This is a genomic window from Streptomyces hazeniae (genome assembly GCF_031845485.1).
GTDB classification, from domain to species: Bacteria; Actinomycetota; Actinomycetes; order Streptomycetales; family Streptomycetaceae; genus Streptomyces; species Streptomyces hazeniae.
Map to the genome: position 1 here is coordinate 21,790 of NZ_JAVREQ010000014.1, position 17,408 is coordinate 39,197.

General features: G+C 72.8%; 15 protein-coding genes. 13 read left to right on the plus strand and 2 right to left on the minus strand.

The annotated features are described in order from the left end of the window. The first annotated feature begins 18 nt into the window (after positions 1-18). Complete coding sequence (locus tag RM572_RS16320) at positions 19-2,079, plus strand: hypothetical protein (RefSeq protein ID WP_311674085.1); 2,061 nt, start codon at positions 19-21, stop codon at positions 2,077-2,079. 23 nt (positions 2,080-2,102) lie between these two features. On the opposite strand, the gene RM572_RS16325 is transcribed toward RM572_RS16320, so the two are convergent. Further along, the gene (locus RM572_RS16325; RefSeq protein WP_311674086.1) at positions 2,103-2,615 is read right to left on the minus strand and encodes a pyridoxamine 5'-phosphate oxidase family protein; all 513 of its coding nucleotides are present in this window, start codon (positions 2,613-2,615) and stop codon (positions 2,103-2,105) included. Between the two features lie 69 nt (positions 2,616-2,684). Here RM572_RS16325 and RM572_RS16330 point away from each other — a divergent pair, with 69 nt between their 5' ends. From RM572_RS16330 to RM572_RS16355, 6 genes are all read left to right on the plus strand, one after another. Continuing rightward, positions 2,685-3,200, plus strand: coding sequence for a GNAT family N-acetyltransferase (locus RM572_RS16330; protein WP_311674087.1), 516 nt, complete (start codon positions 2,685-2,687; stop codon positions 3,198-3,200). Positions 3,201-3,360: 160 nt separating this feature from the next. Then, positions 3,361-4,860, plus strand: a complete 1,500-nt coding sequence (locus RM572_RS16335) for a glycoside hydrolase family 16 protein (protein WP_311674089.1) — start codon at positions 3,361-3,363, stop codon at positions 4,858-4,860. Between the two features lie 287 nt (positions 4,861-5,147). Next, positions 5,148-5,642 carry a DUF2617 family protein gene (locus RM572_RS16340; RefSeq protein WP_311674090.1) on the plus strand — a complete coding sequence of 165 codons (495 nt, stop codon included), beginning with the start codon at positions 5,148-5,150 and terminating at the stop codon, positions 5,640-5,642. Further along, complete coding sequence (locus RM572_RS16345) at positions 5,639-6,046, plus strand: DUF4247 domain-containing protein (protein WP_311674091.1); 408 nt, start codon at positions 5,639-5,641, stop codon at positions 6,044-6,046. Before RM572_RS16340 ends, RM572_RS16345 begins: the two co-directional genes overlap by 4 nt. A 94-nt stretch (positions 6,047-6,140) precedes the next feature. Further along, positions 6,141-6,578, plus strand: a complete 438-nt coding sequence (locus tag RM572_RS16350; protein ID WP_311674092.1) for a DUF350 domain-containing protein — start codon at positions 6,141-6,143, stop codon at positions 6,576-6,578. A gap of 29 nt (positions 6,579-6,607) precedes the next feature. Next, positions 6,608-8,203 (plus strand): polyamine aminopropyltransferase, encoded by a 1,596-nt coding sequence (locus tag RM572_RS16355; RefSeq protein WP_394813625.1) that lies wholly within the window; start codon positions 6,608-6,610, stop codon positions 8,201-8,203. A 221-nt stretch (positions 8,204-8,424) separates the two neighbouring features. Here RM572_RS16355 and RM572_RS16360 read toward each other — a convergent pair whose 3' ends face one another. Further along, positions 8,425-9,078, minus strand: a complete 654-nt coding sequence (locus RM572_RS16360) for a HEAT repeat domain-containing protein (RefSeq protein ID WP_394813620.1) — start codon at positions 9,076-9,078, stop codon at positions 8,425-8,427. Between the two features lie 355 nt (positions 9,079-9,433). Between RM572_RS16360 and RM572_RS16365 the strand changes: the two genes are divergently transcribed. The 6 genes from RM572_RS16365 (at position 9,434) to RM572_RS16390 (ending at position 17,408) form a co-directional block, all read left to right on the plus strand. Continuing rightward, positions 9,434-11,218, plus strand: coding sequence for a 3-hydroxyacyl-CoA dehydrogenase family protein (locus RM572_RS16365; RefSeq protein ID WP_311674094.1), 1,785 nt, complete (start codon positions 9,434-9,436; stop codon positions 11,216-11,218). 77 nt (positions 11,219-11,295) lie between these two features. After that, positions 11,296-12,093: a TetR family transcriptional regulator gene (locus RM572_RS16370; RefSeq protein ID WP_311674095.1), complete on the plus strand. Its 798-nt coding sequence runs from the start codon at positions 11,296-11,298 to the stop codon at positions 12,091-12,093. A gap of 360 nt (positions 12,094-12,453) precedes the next feature. After that, positions 12,454-13,827: a crotonyl-CoA carboxylase/reductase gene (gene ccrA, locus RM572_RS16375; RefSeq protein ID WP_311674096.1), complete on the plus strand. Its 1,374-nt coding sequence runs from the start codon at positions 12,454-12,456 to the stop codon at positions 13,825-13,827. 13 nt (positions 13,828-13,840) lie between these two features. Then, the gene (locus RM572_RS16380) at positions 13,841-15,898 is read left to right on the plus strand and encodes a protein meaA (protein WP_311674097.1); all 2,058 of its coding nucleotides are present in this window, start codon (positions 13,841-13,843) and stop codon (positions 15,896-15,898) included. Further along, positions 15,895-16,881, plus strand: coding sequence for an HpcH/HpaI aldolase/citrate lyase family protein (locus tag RM572_RS16385; RefSeq protein ID WP_311674098.1), 987 nt, complete (start codon positions 15,895-15,897; stop codon positions 16,879-16,881). Before RM572_RS16380 ends, RM572_RS16385 begins: the two co-directional genes overlap by 4 nt. A gap of 2 nt (positions 16,882-16,883) precedes the next feature. Then, positions 16,884-17,408 (plus strand): MaoC family dehydratase, encoded by a 525-nt coding sequence (locus RM572_RS16390; RefSeq protein WP_311674099.1) that lies wholly within the window; start codon positions 16,884-16,886, stop codon positions 17,406-17,408.

Below are 17,408 nucleotides of genomic sequence, written 5' to 3' on the forward strand. Positions count from 1 at the left end.
CGAGGGGACGGTCCCGCCATGCAGCACCACGACCACGACGAGCACGCACCGGGCGACGGGGGGTCCGGGCCGGTCGGCGCCCCCGCCGTCGCCGTGGCCGACGCCGAGGCGGCGCTCGTCGAGCACTACCCGCACCTGGTCCGGCTGGCGTACCTGGTGCTGCCCGCCGAGATGGGGCGGCACCGCCGGGTGCTGGCGGCGCACCGTGCCGTGCAGCGTGCCCTCCCCCGCGGGGCGCGCCGCCGCCGGTCGCGGGCGGTGCCGTCGTCCGGCCCCAGGGGCGGCGCAGCGGACAGGGCGTACGGAGAGGTGCGCGCCGCGGTGCTGCGCGGCGCGCTCCGCCAGGCCCGGCAGGCGCCCCGGGCCGGCCGCGCCGGGGAGGCCCGGCGGCGCGGACGGCGGCTCCGGCCGGGGCTGCCGCTGGTGTGGGGGCTGCGGCTGTTCCCCTCGGCGGCCGGGCCCGAGGAGGCCGCGCTGGACCGTGAACTGGCGAACCTGTCCCCCGGTGGCCGGGCTGCGTTCGTGCTGCGTCACCTGGAGGGACTGTCCGAGCCGGACGTACGCGCGCTGCTGCACGCCGCCGGGGACGCCGACGCGCAGGCCGCCTGCGCCGCCGCACACCGCCTCGGCCGGGAACGTGACGGGGCGTCGGCTCTGCTGGCGTCCGCGGAGTTCGACTCGCACGCCGTGCAGACCCGGCCGACCGATCTGCTGCGCCGCCGCGCGCTCGCCCGCACCGCGATGCTGGCGGCCGGGGCGCTGCTGCTCGCGCTCGTCGCCGTGCCGCTCACCGGCGACGGGACGTCCGGGCCGGGCACGGAGCCGGTCGCCGGGCCCGCCGCGCCGGGCAGGGAGGGGCCCGTCGGGGCGCGGATCGCCCCGGCGGAACTGCGGCGGACACCGGCGGAGTACTGGGCGGACACCTCCCGCGTCGACTTCGGCGCCTGGCCCGCCCGTGGCGACCGCACCGGGGACGCCGCCCTGCTCGGCAGGGCGCTCGACGCCTGGGCCGTGGCGGGGGCCGGCGACAAGGGCTCGGGGACCGGCGAAGACGGAGACGTACGGGTCGCGGTCACGCCCGGCACGTCCGCCGCCGCACCGCCGGACCCGCCCCAACTCCTCTTCGCCGGGGAGGTGGAGGGCGCGGCGGTGGTGCTGCTGCACGACGGCCGGCGGCTGGCCCGCTACACCGAAGGGCCGGACGCGTCCCGTCCGATGCTGACCATCGCCCGCGCCGACGACGCGGACGTCACGACCGCCGCGGCCGTCGTCGTCCACCGCACGGCGACCTCGCTGCGCTACCTCACCGCGCCCTGGATCGCCGGGACGGCGACCCTCGACCTGCTCGACCCGGACGGCGCGCCCGAGCGGCTGGCGCGCTCGGAGGCGGGCGTCACCGGCTCCCTGCCGGTGCCCCGGGCCGGCGGATGCACACGCCGGCCGGTGCTGTGGCTGCGGTCCTCCGAACGGATCGTCGAGAGCCACGCCTTCCTGGTCACGGACCTCGGCGAGGTGACGCCCGCACACCTCACCTACACGCCGCCACCGGAGAGCGGTCAGCCGGCCCGGGCGCCGCGCGAGGCGGTGAGCGCGGAGGCGCGGCGGGTGTGGGCGCGCGGCGCGTGCGCCCTGGGGGACCTGCGGGACAGCGGGGTGCGGGCCGTCTACAACTGGGAGTTCGGCCGCCAGGAGCTGCCGCGGGGAGCGGGACGGGCGGCCTGGGTGTGCCGGCGCACGGACACCTGGGCCGGGCGGGCGTCGGTCTCGGTGCGCTTCCTGCCGCCCGCACGCGAGGTGTCGGACCCCGGCCGGGAGGTCGCCGTGGCCGAGGACACCGCGCTGTGCAGCCGCTTCGGCCAGCATCTCGTGGCCCGGACGACGTGGCGGGCGCCGGACGACGAGCCCTACCTGCTCGTCGCGGGGAGCCGGGAGGTGACCGGCCTGCGCGTGACGGGCGAGGTGCGCGCCGCACGGGACGGCCGCTACCTCGCCGTGCCCCTCGACGGCGACGACACGCCGTCCGGGACCCGGGTGACCGCACGCCTGACGGACGGCACCACGCTGCGCCCGCTGCCGTGACCTGCCCAGGAGTCGGCCGTCGGCTACGCCTCCTCCTCCCTCGGCGGTGCGTCGTCGTTGCCCCGCCGGATCGTCCGGACCGGGACGCCGGGGCGCCAGACCTCCATGCACATGTCGGGCACGTCGAGGTAGGTGCGCACCACCTCCGTCAGGTCGACGCGGAAGAGGTGGAAGACCTCCGGCACCTCTCCCTCGGGCTGCTCGCCGGCGTAGTCGGCGAGCTTCGCCGGGTCGGTCACCTCCACCGCGCGTCCGGAGACGCGCGCGTCGCCGTGCTCCATCTCCGCTCCCTCCCCCGGGTTGGCGTGCAGCGCGAAGCGCGGGTCGCGCAACAGGTCGCGCGCCTTGCGCGAGTTCGGCATCATGCCGAGCCACAGCTCGCCGTGCCCGAAGCCGGCCTCCAGGCCGGTCACGCGCGGCGCGCCGTCCGCCCGCAGCGTGGCCAGCACGTGGTGCCGGTACATCCCGAAGCGCTCCCGCACCGTCGCCGCCAGCGCCGGCGCCTCTCCTTCGAAATCTCCCCAACTCGTCGTCATCCCCTCATCGTGACCGGTGGGTCCGACAATCCCCGCGACGCGGGGCGCGCGCGGTGCGACCATGGCGCGATGCGGATTCGGGAGACGGCTCAGGCCGATGCCGGGGCGGTGGCGGCCCTGCGGATCGCCGGCTGGCGGTACGCCTACGCGGGACTGATGCCCCCGGCACACCTGTCCGCCATGGACGCGGCCGAGGACGCCGTCCGCCACCGCGCACGCCTGGCCTCGCCCGCCCCCGGTCTCTGGGATCTGGTCGCCGAGGACCCCGGGGGCGAGGTCGTCGGCTGGGTGGCGGGCGGCCCGTACCGGGACGGTGAGCGGCGTACGTCCGACGCGGAGCTCTACGCCCTGTACGCACGACCGGACGTGATCGGCACGGGAGTCGGCCGGGCGCTGACCGCGGCGGCGCGCGAGCGCGCCCTGAGGTCGGCGGCTCCGCGGCTGTACGTGTGGGTGGTGGAGGGGAACGCCCGGGCACGCCGCTTCTACGAGCGGGCGGGGTTCGTCCCGGACGGCGGGCGGGAGGAGTCCGACGCGGGCGGCTGGACCCTGACCGACCTGCGGTACGTGCGCGCGCCCGTCTGAGGAGGCGCCAGGATGCCGCCCTCGGCGGACGAGTCGTTGCCTCATGCATTCAAGAAGTGGCGAGAACCGGGCCATTGACGCGTTCCCCGGCTCCATCTATAAGACTCTGAGAGCGCTCTCACATTCGTCATGGCCCCCACTCCGCAGGAGGTGCTCCCTCATGAGCACGACCAGCAGTACCGCCCCACCGCTCTCCGCAAGATCAGGGCCCGGCCGCCCCCGCGCCGCGCTGTACGCCGCGCTCGGCGCCGTCGCCCTCGTCTGCGCCCTGCTCGCCTCCGCGTTCGGCGCGCAACCCGCCCGGGGCGACGTCCCCGGCGCGCCCGGCTGGGACCTGGCGTGGAGCGACGACTTCGACGGGGCCGCGGGCTCCCTTCCGTCGTCGCAGAACTGGCAGCTGGACCTCGGCCACGGCTACCCCGGCGGCCCGGCCAACTGGGGCACCGGCGAGATACAGAACTACACGGACTCCACCGACAACATCGCCCTGGACGGCGGCGGCAACCTGCGCATCACGCCGCTGCGCGACGGCGCGGGCAACTGGACCTCGGCCCGCATCGAGACCAAGCGCGCCGACTTCAAGGCGCCCGAGGGCGGCACGCTGCGCATCGAGGGACGCGTGCGGATGCCGGACGTGACGGGCGAGAAGGCCCTGGGGTACTGGCCCGCCTTCTGGGCCCTGGGCGCACCGTACCGGGGGAACTACTGGAACTGGCCGGCCATCGGCGAGTTCGACGTCATGGAGAACGTCAACGGGATGAACCGCGTGTGGGGCGTGCTGCACTGCGGCGTGAACCCCGGTGGTCCGTGCAACGAGACCAACGGCCTCGGTGCCAGCCGGGTCTGCCCGGGTCCGGCCTGCCAGGCCGACTTCCACACCTACCGCTTCGAGTGGGACCGCAGCGGCGCCGAGGAGGAGCTGCGCTGGTACGTGGACGGGCAGGAGTACCACAGCGTGACGGAGGGCCAGATCGGCGCGTCGGCCTGGTCGGACATGACCAGCCACGCCGGCTACTTCATTCTGCTGAACGTGGCGATGGGCGGCGCGTTCCCCGACGGCGTGGCCGGTCACGCCACCCCGACCGCGGCGACCGAGCCGGGGCACTCGATGCTGGTCGACTACGTCGCGGTGTGGACCCGCGGCGGCGACGGCGGCGACCCCGGCGACCCGACGGACCCTCCCGGCGGTGACGCCTCCACCGTCTACCTGGGCGCCGACGGCGGGCTGAACTCCGGGACGACCTCCCCCGGCACGGTCACCCTGGACCCGGCGGGCGGCGGTAACCACGACGGGAACCCGCACCGGCAGCAGACGTTCACTCTCGAAGGCGTGGACGGGAGCTACGACGGCGGGGAGACCCGGTTCGACCTGTTCGTGGACGCGGGCGAGGCGGTCGGCAACGGCCAGCAGGTCCGGATCTCCTACGACCGGACCGGCGACGGCAGTTGGGACCGCAGCGAGACCTACCACTACTTCGCCACCGACCCGGTCCCCGGCTTCGAGCACTACACCGAGGGCCGCGGGCTGAAGTCGTCGAGCGGGGCCCACGGCGCCATGGACGGCGGCACGGTACGCGTGGAGGTGTGGAACGCCATCGGCAACGGCTCCAGCACCCTGGGCACCGGCGACCGCTCCGTGCTGCACCTGCCCTTCGGCTGACCCGGGTCCGGCCGGCGTCCTGCGCGCCGGCCGGGCTCGCGACCGGCGCGGCCGCCCTCCCGGTAGGGAACGGCGGTCGCGCCGTTCACGCTCTCGCACGCGAACCGCCCCCGTATCGCTCGCACATGTGCACGCCCCCCACACCGCCGTCCGCAGTGGCCTGTGCCATACTCGCCCGACGCCCGCCGGGAAGCGCCCGCCGCCGGCGACGCATCGCGAGCAGGGGAACGGGGACACGCAGTCATGGGAGCCGAGGCCGGACCGAGACCTCGCGAGGGCGGCGACGCGTGACCGGCATACCCCTCGCGGCTCCGTATCTGGACACCAGCGCCGACGAACTCTCCTTCGCCCTGGGCCTCTCCGCGCACGACGCGCTCGCGGTCACCGAAGTCGAGACGACCGCCGGACTCACGGTGGAGCTGCGGCTGCTGGGCGCCTCGCACCAGGTCTTCGCCGGACCGGTGCGCGAGACGGTGGCCTGCCTGCCGGGCGGCTCGCGACGACTCCCGGAGACCGTGACCGAGGAGTTCCCCGGCTGGGTCTACCGCTTCACCGCCCGCGTCGAGCACCACCCGCAGACGGAGTTCGCGCGCCGCGTCGCCGAGGTGCGTGCGACGGCGCAGGGACGGGCCGACGCGCTGTGCGGCGTGTTCCCCGGCGACGCCGACGCGGTCACCGCGCTGGCGATGGACCGGGGCCCCGGCGTCGGCTGGCGCACCTGGCACACGTACCCCCATACCGGCCACGTGGTGGCCACGCACACCCGGATGGAGAAGAGATGAAGCGGATCGGGCCGGCCTCGGTGGCGATGGCGGCGGCCGTCGGCATCCTCGCGACGGGCTGCTCCAGCAGCGCCCCGAACGAGGTGCCGGACCAGTGGATCTCCAGCACGTACGAGTACGAGCTGGGCGACTACGTCGACCCCTCCGACGCCCCGCGGAAGGTCGCCGACGAGATCGACGGGCACACCGCGGCCGCCGACCGCCTGAGCGACGACGGCATGGTGTTCCTCCGCTACGAGGACGACATGGTCGCGATCAGCCCCCGGACCTCCGGTTCCGGCAGCGTCATCGACATCGACGACTACGACGACGGCTACGACCGCTGGGGCAGCCACGTGCGCAGCAAGTGGCCGGCCCCGGGCAGCGGCAGCTTCCGCGGCGGCGGCCCCGGCCTCGGCAAGTGACCGCGCGGCGCACGACCGCCCCGCACGCAGAGCCCCGCACCACCCCGCACCACCCGTAAACGCCCGGTAGGACACCCGGAAGGAAAGCAGAACAGTGGGATTCATCTTCGAGTCGGCCGGTATCGCGTTGCTGTACGGCCTGGTGGGCTTCGTCGTCATGCTGGCGGGCTTCGTCGTCCTCGACCTGCTGACGCCCGGCAAGCTGGCCGCCGTGGTGTGGACCGACCGCAACAAGGGTGCGGCCGTGGTGCTCGGCGGCCAGATGCTCGGCCTGGGCTGGGTCATCGCGCAGGCGATAGGCGCCAGCGAGTCCGAGGCGGGTCTCGCCGAGGGTCTGTTCAGCACCTTCCTGTACGGCGCCGCGGGCGTCGTGATGATGACGCTGGTGTTCGTCATGGTCGCCGTCCTCACGCCCGGCAGGCTCGGCGCGACGGTGTTCGACGACGAGGGCGGCCGTCCGCACCCGGCGGCGTGGGTGCAGGCGACCATGTACCTCGGGACCGCCCTGATGATCGGCGCGGCGCTGACCTGACACGCGCGCACGAGACCCGGCCCCGCCCGATCCGTACGACCGATTCGAAGCCCGTGGACGCACAACCTCCCGTCGCCACCTCCCGCCTGCCGCGCTTCCTGCTGCTGTTCGCGGTGTTCCTCTGCGCCGCCTGCGGGCTGGTGTACGAGCTCGCGCTCACCGCGCTGGGCAGCTACCTCATCGGCAACTCGGTGCTGCAGACCTCGATCGTGCTCTCGGTCATGGTCTTCGCGATGGGCGTGGGCTCACTCGCGGCCAAGCCGCTGCGGCGGCGCGCCGCGGGCGCCTTCGCCCTGGTCGAGGGCCTGCTGGCGCTGGTCGGCGGGCTCTCGGTGCTGATCCTGTACATCGCCTACGCCTGGCTGCGGATCTACACGCCGGGCGTGGTGGTCATCGCCTTCGTGGTCGGCGTGCTCATCGGCGCGGAGATCCCGCTGCTGATGACGCTGCTGCAGCGCATCCGCAAGCAGGAGGCGGGCAGCGCGGTCGCCGACATGTTCGCCGTGGACTACATCGGCGCGCTGATCGGCGGTCTGTGCTTCCCCCTGCTGCTGCTGCCGACTTTCGGGCAGATCAAGGGCGCCCTGGTGGTCGGCTGCGTCAACGCGCTGGCCGGCATGGTGGTCGTGCTGTGGATCTTCCGCAGACAGCTCCGGCGGGTGGTGCAGACCGGGCTGCTGGCCGGCATGGCCGCGGTGCTGGCGGTGCTCGGCGGCGCGTACGCGCTGGCCGACGACATCGAGGTGACGGCCCGGCAGCAGCTCTACCGCGACCCGGTCGTGCACGCCGAACGGACGCCGTACCAGCAGATCGTGGTCACCGAGTCGCCGACGCTCTCCGGCGACGGCGACATGCGGCTGTTCCTCAACGGCGACCTGCAGTTCTCCTCCGTCGACGAGTACCGCTACCACGAGGCGCTGGTCCACCCGGCACTGTCGGGGAAGCGTTCCTCCGTGCTGGTGCTCGGCGGCGGCGACGCGCTCGCCCTGCGCGAGGTGCTGCGGTACGACGACGTGGAGAAGGTCACCCTGGTCGACCTCGACCGCGCGATGACGCGCCTGGCGCGCGACTTCGAGCCGCTGCGCCACCTCAACGACGGGTCTCTGTCCGACCCGCGCGTCACGGCGGTCAACGCCGACGCCTTCAACTGGCTGCGGGACACGCGTCAGCGGTTCGACGCGATCGTCATCGACTTTCCCGACCCGGACACCGCGGCGCTGGCCAAGCTGTACTCGGTGGAGTTCTACAGCCTGGTCTCGCGGGCCCTCGCCCCGCACGGCAACCTGGTGGTGCAGGGCGGCTCGCCGTTCTTCGCACCGAAGACCTTCTGGGCCGTGGACGAGACGCTGAAGGCGGCCGGGTTCGCCACCACGCCGTACAACGTCGACGTGCCGAGCTTCGGCAACTGGGGCTTCCTGCTGGCCCGGCCGGCCGCCGAGGCGCACGGCGAGGCACCGGAACTGCGCCTGGCGCCGGACGCACCGGAACTGCGTTTCCTGGACGAGGCGGTGCTGCGGGCGTCCGAGGTCTTCCCCGTCGACCGCCGTTCCCGGGACGTGCGTCCCAGCACCCTGATGGACCCCACCGTCCTGGAGTACCAGCGCCACGAGTGGAACGCGTACTAGCCTCCGGCGGGTGACCGGCGGAACGGGCCTCCGGGGGCGGGCGGCTTGCCTGCCGTTGACACCCCCTCTCCCGCAGCCGTGCAGGGCCCGGCGCGGGCCTCCGCATGCGGGCCGGCGCTCCCACGCAACGCAGCGTCGGGCCCGTCGGTGCCCGTCACGTGAGGGCGCGGTCCGGTGCCGCCTGTGTGCACGACGCCCGGACGGACGACGGGGACGGCGCTTCAGCCGCCGGTGCGGGCGAGGGCCGCTTCGGCGGCGGGCCGGAGGCGGTGCTGCGCGGCGGCACGGGCGAGGACCGGCCGGGCACGGGGGTCGCCGATGCGGCCGAGTCCCTCGACGCAGGCCAGCGCCACCGGCCAGTGCGGATCCGGCAGCTCCAGCAGGCGGTCCAGCACCGCGACCAGCGTCGGCACCGACTCGGGGGCACGCAGTGCCACCAGCAACCGGACCGGATGCAGCGCGTAGGCGGTGCGCAGCTCGTTCGTGGCGAGCGCGGCGGCGGCGCGTGCGGTCCTGGGGTCGCCGAGCCGGACCAGGGCGTGGGCGGCGGTGCCTCCGCGCACCGGGTCCCGGTAGTTGAGCAGGAAGACGAGCGTCTCGAAAGCCCGGCGGTCCCGTGCGCAGCCGAGGGCGAAGGCGGCGATCTCCAGCGCCCACAGCGGGCGTCCCGTCTCACCGAGGACCCGCGCGAGTGCGTCGCCGGCCTCCGGCGGCCCCTCGCCCGCCCCGGTACCGGCCGCCCGCGCGCCGGGCACGGCCGCGCGGGCGAGCCGCAGCAGCCGTTCGCACTCGCCGGCCGCGTCCGGTCCCCGCGCCTCCGCCCTGGCCCGCCGTTCGAGGTCGGTGAAAGGGGCGTCGTCCCGGAGACGTGTCACTGCGGCCGTTCCTCCCGCCGGTCGGTGCGGTCCAGGCCGGGGCCGGCGGACCTGCCGGAAGCCTTGACCGGCGGCACCCGCGGCAACCCTCCGGAACCGGCCGAATCCTGGTGGCACTCAGTGCCAAATTTTTGCCGTTCCCCTCTGGCGTTCTTGTTACCGGCGAGTTAGCCTGCTCATCAGAGCGGCACCCCCGCTCAGGCGGCCTGGTGACGCAGCCGCCGAGAGTGCAGTCGGTTCGGCAACCTTCCTCCAGCCGGCGCGGCCCCGGGACAGGGCCGCCGGCTCCCTTCCTCCGCTGCGCGCGCGTTCCTGCGCGGCGGCACCCTCATCAGTCGTCACCTGGGAGTCCGTCATGGACCGTCCATCTCTGCACACCATCGCCGTCGTCGGCCTGGGAACCATGGGCACCGGCATCTCCGACGTGCTGACCCGCGCCGGCCGCGAGGTCGTGGGCATCGACACCGACGAGGCGGCCGCCCGCCGTGCGGTGGCCGCCCTGGAATCCTCCACCGCGCGCGCCGTCGAGCGCGGACGCATGACCGCCGAAGAGCGGCGCGACGCGCTGTCCCGCTTCCGCACCTTCCCCGACCTCCAGGCGGCCGCGCAGGCCGACCTGGTCATCGAGGTCGTGCCCGAGGACTACGACACCAAGTGCCAGGTCTTCGCCGCCCTGGACGCCGTGGTGCGGCCGGACACCATCCTGGCGACCGGTACGAACGCGCTGTCCGTGACACGGCTCGCGGCGGACTCCGACCGGCCCGAACGGGTCCTGGGGCTGCACTTCTTCAACCCGGCCCCGGCGATGAAGCTGGTCGAGGTGGTCTCCTCGGTTCTCACCTCCCCCGCGGCCGTCGCCGCCGTCACCCAGCTCGCCCGGGACCTGGGCAAGGACCCGATCGCCGTCGGCGACCGTCCCGGGTTCGTCGCGGACGGCCTGCTCTTCGGCTACCTCAACCAGGCCGCAGCCATGTACGAGTCGCACTACGCCGGCCGCGAGGACATCGACGCAGCGATGCGGCTCGGCTGCGGCCTGCCCATGGGGCCGCTCGCGCTGCTGGACCTGATCGGCATCGACACGGCGCGCACCGTGCTGGACGCCATGTACGCGCAGTCCCGCGACCGCCTGCACGCCCCGGCGCCGATCCTGCGCCAGCTGAGCGAGGCGGGCCTGACGGGCCGCAAGTCCGGAGCAGGCTTCTACACCTACGAGGCCCCGGGCTCGGCCGCCGTCGTCCCGGACGCCCGTACGCCCGACCCCGGCGCGGGCCAGGGCGCCGGCCGGCCGGTGCACGGCGTCGGTGTGATCGGATCCGGCACCATGGCGGCCGGCATCGCGGAGGTGTTCGCCAAGGCCGGGTACCCGACGGTGCTCGCCGCCCGCAGCGAGGAGAAGGCGGAGCGGGCCAAGGCACGGGTCGCCACGTCCCTGGGGCGCTCGGTGTCCAAGGGACGGCTCGGCGAGGCGGACCGCGACGCGGCGCTGGCCCGCATCACCCCGGCCGGCACGCTGGACGCACTCGCCGACGTGGACCTGGCGGTGGAGGCGGTCGCCGAGGACCTGGACGTCAAGCGGGAGCTGTTCGGCGCCCTGGACAAGGTGTGCAAGCCGGGGGCGGTGCTGGCGACGACCACCTCGTCGCTGCCGGTGGTCGCCTGCGCACGGGCCACCGAACGCCCGCAGGACGTGGTCGGCATGCACTTCTTCAACCCGGCCCCGGCGATGAAGCTGGTCGAGGTCGTGCGCACCGTCCTGACCGCGGACGACGTGCACGCGACCGTGCGGGAGGTGTGCACGAAGGTGCGCAAGCACCCCGTCGACTGCGGCGACCGGGCGGGCTTCATCGTGAACGCCCTGCTGTTCCCGTACCTGAACAACGCGGTGAAGATGCTGGAGGAGCACTACGCGTCGCTGGACGACATCGACGCCGCGATGAGGCTGGGCGGCGGCTACCCGATGGGACCGTTCGAACTGCTGGACGTCGTCGGGCTGGACGTCTCGCTCGCCATCGAGCGGGTGCTGCACGACGAGTTCCGCGACCCGGGACTGGCACCCGCGCCGCTGCTGGAGCACCTGGTCGCGGCGGGCTGCCTGGGGCGGAAGTCCGGTCGCGGCTTCCGTGAGTACGCGTCACGGTGAGCCCGGGCTGGGGCGGCCTCCTGGAACCCCCGGGAGGCCCGCCTTCCGCGCAGGTCACACCGTGTAACGTGCACCACATGCCGGAGTCCGTGAAGCCCGCCCGCACCCCCGCCGCGTCGACGCAGCGGCTGAAGATCCGACGCGAACTCGCCGCAGCGGCGATGGAGCTGTTCGCGACCAAGGGATACGAGGCGACGACCGTCGACGAGATCGCCGCCACTGCCGGGGTCGCCCGGCGGACCTTCTTCCGGCACTTCCGTTCCAAGGAAGAGGCGATCTTCCCGGACCACGACGACACCCTGGTGCGCGCGCAGGCGGTGCTGGAGGCCGCGCCGGCGCACGAGCACCCGCTGGACACGGTGTGCCGCGGCATCAAGGAGGTCATGAAGATGTACGCGGCCTCCCCCCAGGGGAGCGTCGAGCGGTACAAGCTGACGCGCGAGGTGCCCGCGCTGCGCGAACGGGAGATCGCCTCCGTCGCGCGGTACGAGCGGCTGTTCACGCGCTACCTGCTCGGCCACTTCGACGAGGCGGCGCACCGCGACGCGGGGGACGGCGCGACGAGTTTCGACGAGCCGCTGCTGGCCGAGGTCGCGGCGTCGGCCGTCGTCACCGCGCACAACCACGTGCTGCGGCGGTGGCTGCGGGGCGGGGCCGTGGGAGACGTGGAGGCGCAGCTGGACCACGCCTTCGCGATCGTCCGGCGGACGTTCGGCACCGGGTTCGCGGCGGACCGCCCGACGGCGACGGCGACGGTGCGGCCCGCGGCCGGAGGCCCGGGGCGGGGCGACGTGCTGGTCACCGTCGCCCGAACGGACGCATCGCCGGCGGAGATCATGACGTCGATCGAGGCGGCGCTGCGCGACCGCCGCTGAGTCCTCCGCTCCCCACGGCTCCCACCGCAGACGGCCCCCGGTTTCGGGAGAGGCCGGGACCGGGGACACATTCCGGCGCACGACCCGGAGTCCCGCTCAGGTGTGCGCCGGAGGTGACACGTGAGAGAAAATCATGGCACCTAGTGCCTTGTGCGCTGGCACTGGGTGTCATACGGTGAAGGAGTCCGGGCGCGCTGTCCCGTACGGCGCACCCGCCACGCGCTCCCGGACGCCTGCGTCACAGGCACCCCCGCGCCCACCACGGCGCACCGCCGAACATCCGCCGAACCGACGGCACTGCCTCAGCACCGACGTTCCCTCAAGCGTTCTCCCGTTACGCGCTTCGCCGGAGGCATTACCGTGAACAAGATCCTCGACGCGATCCTCGCATCCGACTCGACGCCCGAAGACTTCGCGGCACTCGAGCTTCCGGAGTCCTACCGCGCGGTCACCGTGCACAAGGAGGACGAAGGGATGTTCGAGGGGCTGCCCAGCGGGGAGAAGGACCCCCGCAAGTCCCTCCACCTCGACGAGGTGCCCGTTCCCGAGCTCGGTCCGGGCGAGGCCCTGGTCGCCGTGATGGCGTCCTCGGTCAACTACAACTCGGTGTGGACCTCGATCTTCGAGCCGGTCTCCACCTTCGCCTTCCTCGAGCGCTACGGGCGCCTGTCGCCGCTGACCGAGCGGCACGACCTGCCGTACCACATCATCGGCTCCGACCTGGCCGGCGTCGTGCTGCGTACCGGCCCCGGGGTCAACAAGTGGCACCCCGGCGACGAGGTCGTCGCCCACTGCCTCTCCGTCGAGCTGGAGAGCGCGGACGGCCACAACGACACGATGCTCGATCCCGAGCAGCGCATCTGGGGCTTCGAGACCAACTTCGGCGGCCTGGCCGAGATCGCCCTGGTCAAGACGAACCAGCTGATGCCCAAGCCGGACCACCTCTCCTGGGAGGAGGCCGCCGCACCGGGCCTGGTCAACTCCACCGCCTACCGCCAGCTGGTCTCGCAGAACGGCGCGGGGATGAAGCAGGGCGACAACGTGCTGATCTGGGGCGCGAGCGGCGGTCTGGGCTCCTACGCCACCCAGTTCGCGCTCGCCGGCGGCGCCAACCCGATCTGCGTCGTCTCCAGCGAGGACAAGGCCGAGATCTGCCGGAAGATGGGCGCCGAGGCGATCATCGACCGCAAGGCGGAGGGCTACCGGTTCTGGAAGGACGAGCACCACCAGGATCCGCGCGAGTGGAAGCGCTTCGGCAAGCGCATCCGCGAACTGACCGGCGGCGAGGACGTCGACATCGTCTTCGAGCACCCGGGCCGGGAGACGTTCGGCGCGAGCGTGTACGTCACGCGCAAGGGCGGCACGATCGTCACCTGCGCCTCCACCTCGGGTTACGAGCACACCTACGACAACCGCTACCTGTGGATGTCGCTGAAGCGGATCGTCGGTTCGCACTTCGCCAACTACCGGGAGGCGTGGGAGGCCAACCGCCTGATCGCCAAGGGGAAGATCCACCCCACGCTCTCCCGGAGCTACGCGCTGGAGGACACCGGCCAGGCCGCGTACGACGTGCACAAGAACCTGCACCAGGGCAAGGTCGGCGTGCTCTGCCTGGCCCCCGAGGAGGGCATGGGCGTCCGCGACCAGGAGAAGCGGGCACGGCACGAGGAGGCCATCAACCTGTTCCGCGACGCCGAAGGCGAGCGAACCGACGGCCGCAGCCGGAACGTGTGACGGAGGTCCGCACATGACGGAGCGGAAGAAGGACCGGCCGTGGCTGATGCGCACGTACGCCGGCCACTCCACGGCGGAGGCGTCCAACGAGCTGTACCGCCGCAACCTGGACAAGGGACAGACCGGCCTGTCGGTGGCGTTCGACCTGCCGACGCAGACCGGCTACGACCCGGACCACGTCCTGGCCCGCGGAGAGGTGGGCCGGGTCGGCGTACCGGTCTCCCACGTCGGTGACATGCGGCGGCTGTTCCAGGACATCCCGCTGGAGCAGATGAACACCTCCATGACCATCAACGCCACCGCCATGTGGCTGCTGGCGCTCTACCAGGTGGTCGCGGAGGAACAGGGCGCGGACGTCTCGAAACTGTCCGGCACGACGCAGAACGACATCGTCAAGGAGTACCTGTCCCGCGGGACGCACGTGTTCCCGCCGGTGCCGAGCCTGCGGCTGACGACCGACATGATCGCGTACACGGTCAACCACATGCCGAAGTGGAACCCGATCAACATCTGCAGCTACCACCTGCAGGAGGCCGGGGCCACGCCGGTGCAGGAGGTCGCGTACGCGCTGAGCACCGCGGTCGCCGTGCTGGACTCGGTGCGCGACTCCGGTCAGATCCCGGCCGAACGGTTCGGGGACGTCGTCGGCCGCATCTCCTTCTTCGTCAACGCGGGCGTCCGGTTCGTCGAGGAGATGTGCAAGATGCGGGCGTTCACCCGGCTGTGGGACCGCATCACCCGCGAGCGGTACGGCATCGAGGACCCCAAGCAGCGCCGCTTCCGGTACGGCGTGCAGGTCAACTCTCTCGGACTGACCGAGGCGCAGCCGGAGAACAACGTGCAGCGGATCGTGCTGGAGATGCTCGCCGTCACACTCTCCAAGGACGCCCGCGCACGGGCCGTGCAGCTGCCCGCCTGGAACGAGGCGCTGGGGCTCCCCCGGCCCTGGGACCAGCAGTGGTCGCTGCGCATCCAGCAGGTCCTCGCCCACGAGAGCGACCTGCTGGAGTACGACGACCTCTTCGCCGGCTCCCACGTCGTCGAGGCGAAGGTCGGGTCGCTGGTCTCCGACGCGCTGACCGAGATGGAACGCATCGAGGAGATGGGCGGCGTGATGGCGGCCGTGGAGTCCGGCTACCTGAAGTCGCAGCTGGTCTCCTCGCACGCGGAGCGGCGGGCGAAGATCGAGTCCGGTGCGGAGCGGATCGTCGGCGTCAACTGCTACGAGGGCACCGAACCCTCCCCGCTCACGGCGGACCTGGACGCCGCGATCCTCACCATCGACCCGGCGACCGAGGCCCGCACCGTCCAGGCGGTCAAGGACTGGCGGCGGACGCGGGACGAGCCCGGGGGCACCTCCCGGGCCCCCGGGCCGAGGGGGAACGTGTGGCCGCCGTCGGCGACCGCGCTGGAGCTGCTCAAGAAGGCCGCCACCACGGACGCCAACCTGATGGAGGCGACCCTGGAGTGCGCCCGCGCCGGGGTGACCACCGGCGAGTGGGCGGGCGCACTGCGGGAGGTCTTCGGCGAGTTCCGCGCCCCCACCGGCGTGTCCGGCGCGCCGGTCGCGGTGACCGCCGAGGAGGGCTCGACGCTCGCCGAGGTGCGTCGCCGGGTGAGCCGCACGGCCGACGACCTGGGCGGCGGGCGGCTGCGGCTGCTGGTCGGCAAGCCGGGGCTGGACGGCCACAGCAACGGCGCCGAGCAGATCGCCGTACGCGCCCGGGACGCCGGCTTCGAGGTGGTCTACCAGGGCATCCGGCTCACCCCGGAGCAGATCGTCTCCGCCGCGGTCGCCGAGGACGTGCACTGCGTCGGCCTGTCCATCCTGTCCGGCTCGCACGCCGAGCTGGTGCCGGACGTGCTCCGGCGGCTGCGCGAGGCCGGCGCCGACGACGTCCCGGTGGTCGTCGGCGGCATCATCCCCTCGGCCGACGCCGCCGCTCTGAAGGCCGCCGGAGTGGCCGCCGTCTTCACACCCAAGGACTTCGGGATCACGGAGATCATCGGCCGTATCGTCGACGAGATCCGGTCCGCGAACACGCTCGAACCACTGGAGGTCCCCGCATGACAGCCCCCGCCGGTCCCCCGGAGACCGCTGCGAAGCCGCTCCGCCCTCGCCGCTCCTGCCTCGCGGTGCCGGGCTCCAACCCGCGCTTCCTGGAGAAGGCCCAGGGCCTCCCGGCCGACCAGGTCTTCCTCGATCTGGAGGACGCCTGCGCGCCGCTGGCGAAGCCGGACGCACGGCACACCATCGTGAAGTTCCTCAACGAGGGCGACTGGACGGGGAAGACCCGGGTGGTGCGGGTCAACGACTGGACGACGCACTGGACCTACCGGGACGTCATCACGGTCGTCGAGGGCGCCGGCGCGAACCTGGACTGCATCATGCTGCCCAAGGTGCAGGACGCTCAGCAGGTGCAGGCGCTGGACATGCTGCTCACCCAGATCGAGAAGACCGTCGGCCTGGAAGTCGGCCGCATCGGCATCGAGGCGCAGATCGAGAACGCACGCGGACTGGTGAACGTCGACGAGATCGCGGCCGCCTCGTCACGGCTGGAGACGATCATCTTCGGCCCGGCTGACTTCATGGCGTCCATCAACATGAAGTCCCTCGTGGTGGGCGAGCAGCCGCCCGGCTACCCGGCCGACGCCTACCACTACATCCTGATGCGCATCCTGATGGCGGCGCGCGCCAACGACCTCCAGGCGATCGACGGCCCCTACCTCCAGATCAAGAACGTCGACGGCTACCGCGAGGTCGCCGGCCGTGCGGCGGCACTGGGCTTCGACGGCAAGTGGGTGCTGCACCCGGGCCAGGTGGAGGCGTCGAACGAGATCTTCTCCCCGTCCCAGGACGACTACGACCATGCGGAGCTGATCCTCGACGCCTACGAGTGGTTCACCTCCGAGGAAGGCGGCAAGAAGGGCTCGGCGATGCTCGGCGACGAGATGATCGACGAGGCCAGCCGGAAGATGGCGCTGGTCGTCGCGGGCAAGGGCCGCGCAGCCGGCATGACCCGTACGTCCGCCTTCCAGCCCCCGGAGGCCTGATCATGCAGTTCGGGCGCACCTACGAGGAGTTCGAGGTCGGCGACGTCTACAAGCACTGGCCGGGGAAGACGGTCACCGAGTACGACGACCACCTCTTCTGCCTGCTGACCATGAACCACCACCCGCTCCACATGGACGCCCACTACGCGGAGCGGACCACCGATTTCGGCCGGAACGTCGTCGTCGGCAACTACGTCTACTCGCTGCTGCTGGGCATGTCCGTGCCGGACGTCTCGGGCAAGGCGATCGCCAACCTGGAGATCGAGTCGCTCCGGCACGTCGCGCCGACGTTCCACGGCGACACGCTCTACGGCGAGACGACCGTGCTGGACAAGACGCCGTCGAGGTCAAAGAACGACCGCGGCATCGTGCACGTGGAGACGAAGGGCTACAACCAGGACGGCACGCTGGTCTGCACCTTCCGCCGCAAGGTGATGGTGCCGACCGCGACCTACGTCGAGGCGCGCGGCGGCGAACAGCCCGGACGTCCCGAACTGCGGGAGCCGGCATCGAAGGGGGCGAAGTGA

Bases quoted from the DNA above. Each gene is read 5' to 3' on its own strand.
- RM572_RS16380 (WP_311674097.1), top strand. From the start codon at position 13,841: ATGACGGAGCGGAAGAAGGACCGGCCGTGGCTGATGCGCACGTACGCC.
- RM572_RS16320 (WP_311674085.1), top strand. From the start codon at position 19: ATGCAGCACCACGACCACGACGAGCACGCACCGGGCGACGGGGGGTCC.
- RM572_RS16390 (WP_311674099.1), top strand. From the start codon at position 16,884: ATGCAGTTCGGGCGCACCTACGAGGAGTTCGAGGTCGGCGACGTCTAC.
- RM572_RS16330 (WP_311674087.1), top strand. From the start codon at position 2,685: ATGCGGATTCGGGAGACGGCTCAGGCCGATGCCGGGGCGGTGGCGGCC.
- RM572_RS16325 (WP_311674086.1), bottom strand. From the start codon at position 2,615: ATGACGACGAGTTGGGGAGATTTCGAAGGAGAGGCGCCGGCGCTGGCG.
- RM572_RS16335 (WP_311674089.1), top strand. From the start codon at position 3,361: ATGAGCACGACCAGCAGTACCGCCCCACCGCTCTCCGCAAGATCAGGG.
- RM572_RS16345 (WP_311674091.1), top strand. From the start codon at position 5,639: ATGAAGCGGATCGGGCCGGCCTCGGTGGCGATGGCGGCGGCCGTCGGC.
- RM572_RS16385 (WP_311674098.1), top strand. From the start codon at position 15,895: ATGACAGCCCCCGCCGGTCCCCCGGAGACCGCTGCGAAGCCGCTCCGC.
- RM572_RS16370 (WP_311674095.1), top strand. From the start codon at position 11,296: ATGCCGGAGTCCGTGAAGCCCGCCCGCACCCCCGCCGCGTCGACGCAG.
- RM572_RS16365 (WP_311674094.1), top strand. From the start codon at position 9,434: ATGGACCGTCCATCTCTGCACACCATCGCCGTCGTCGGCCTGGGAACC.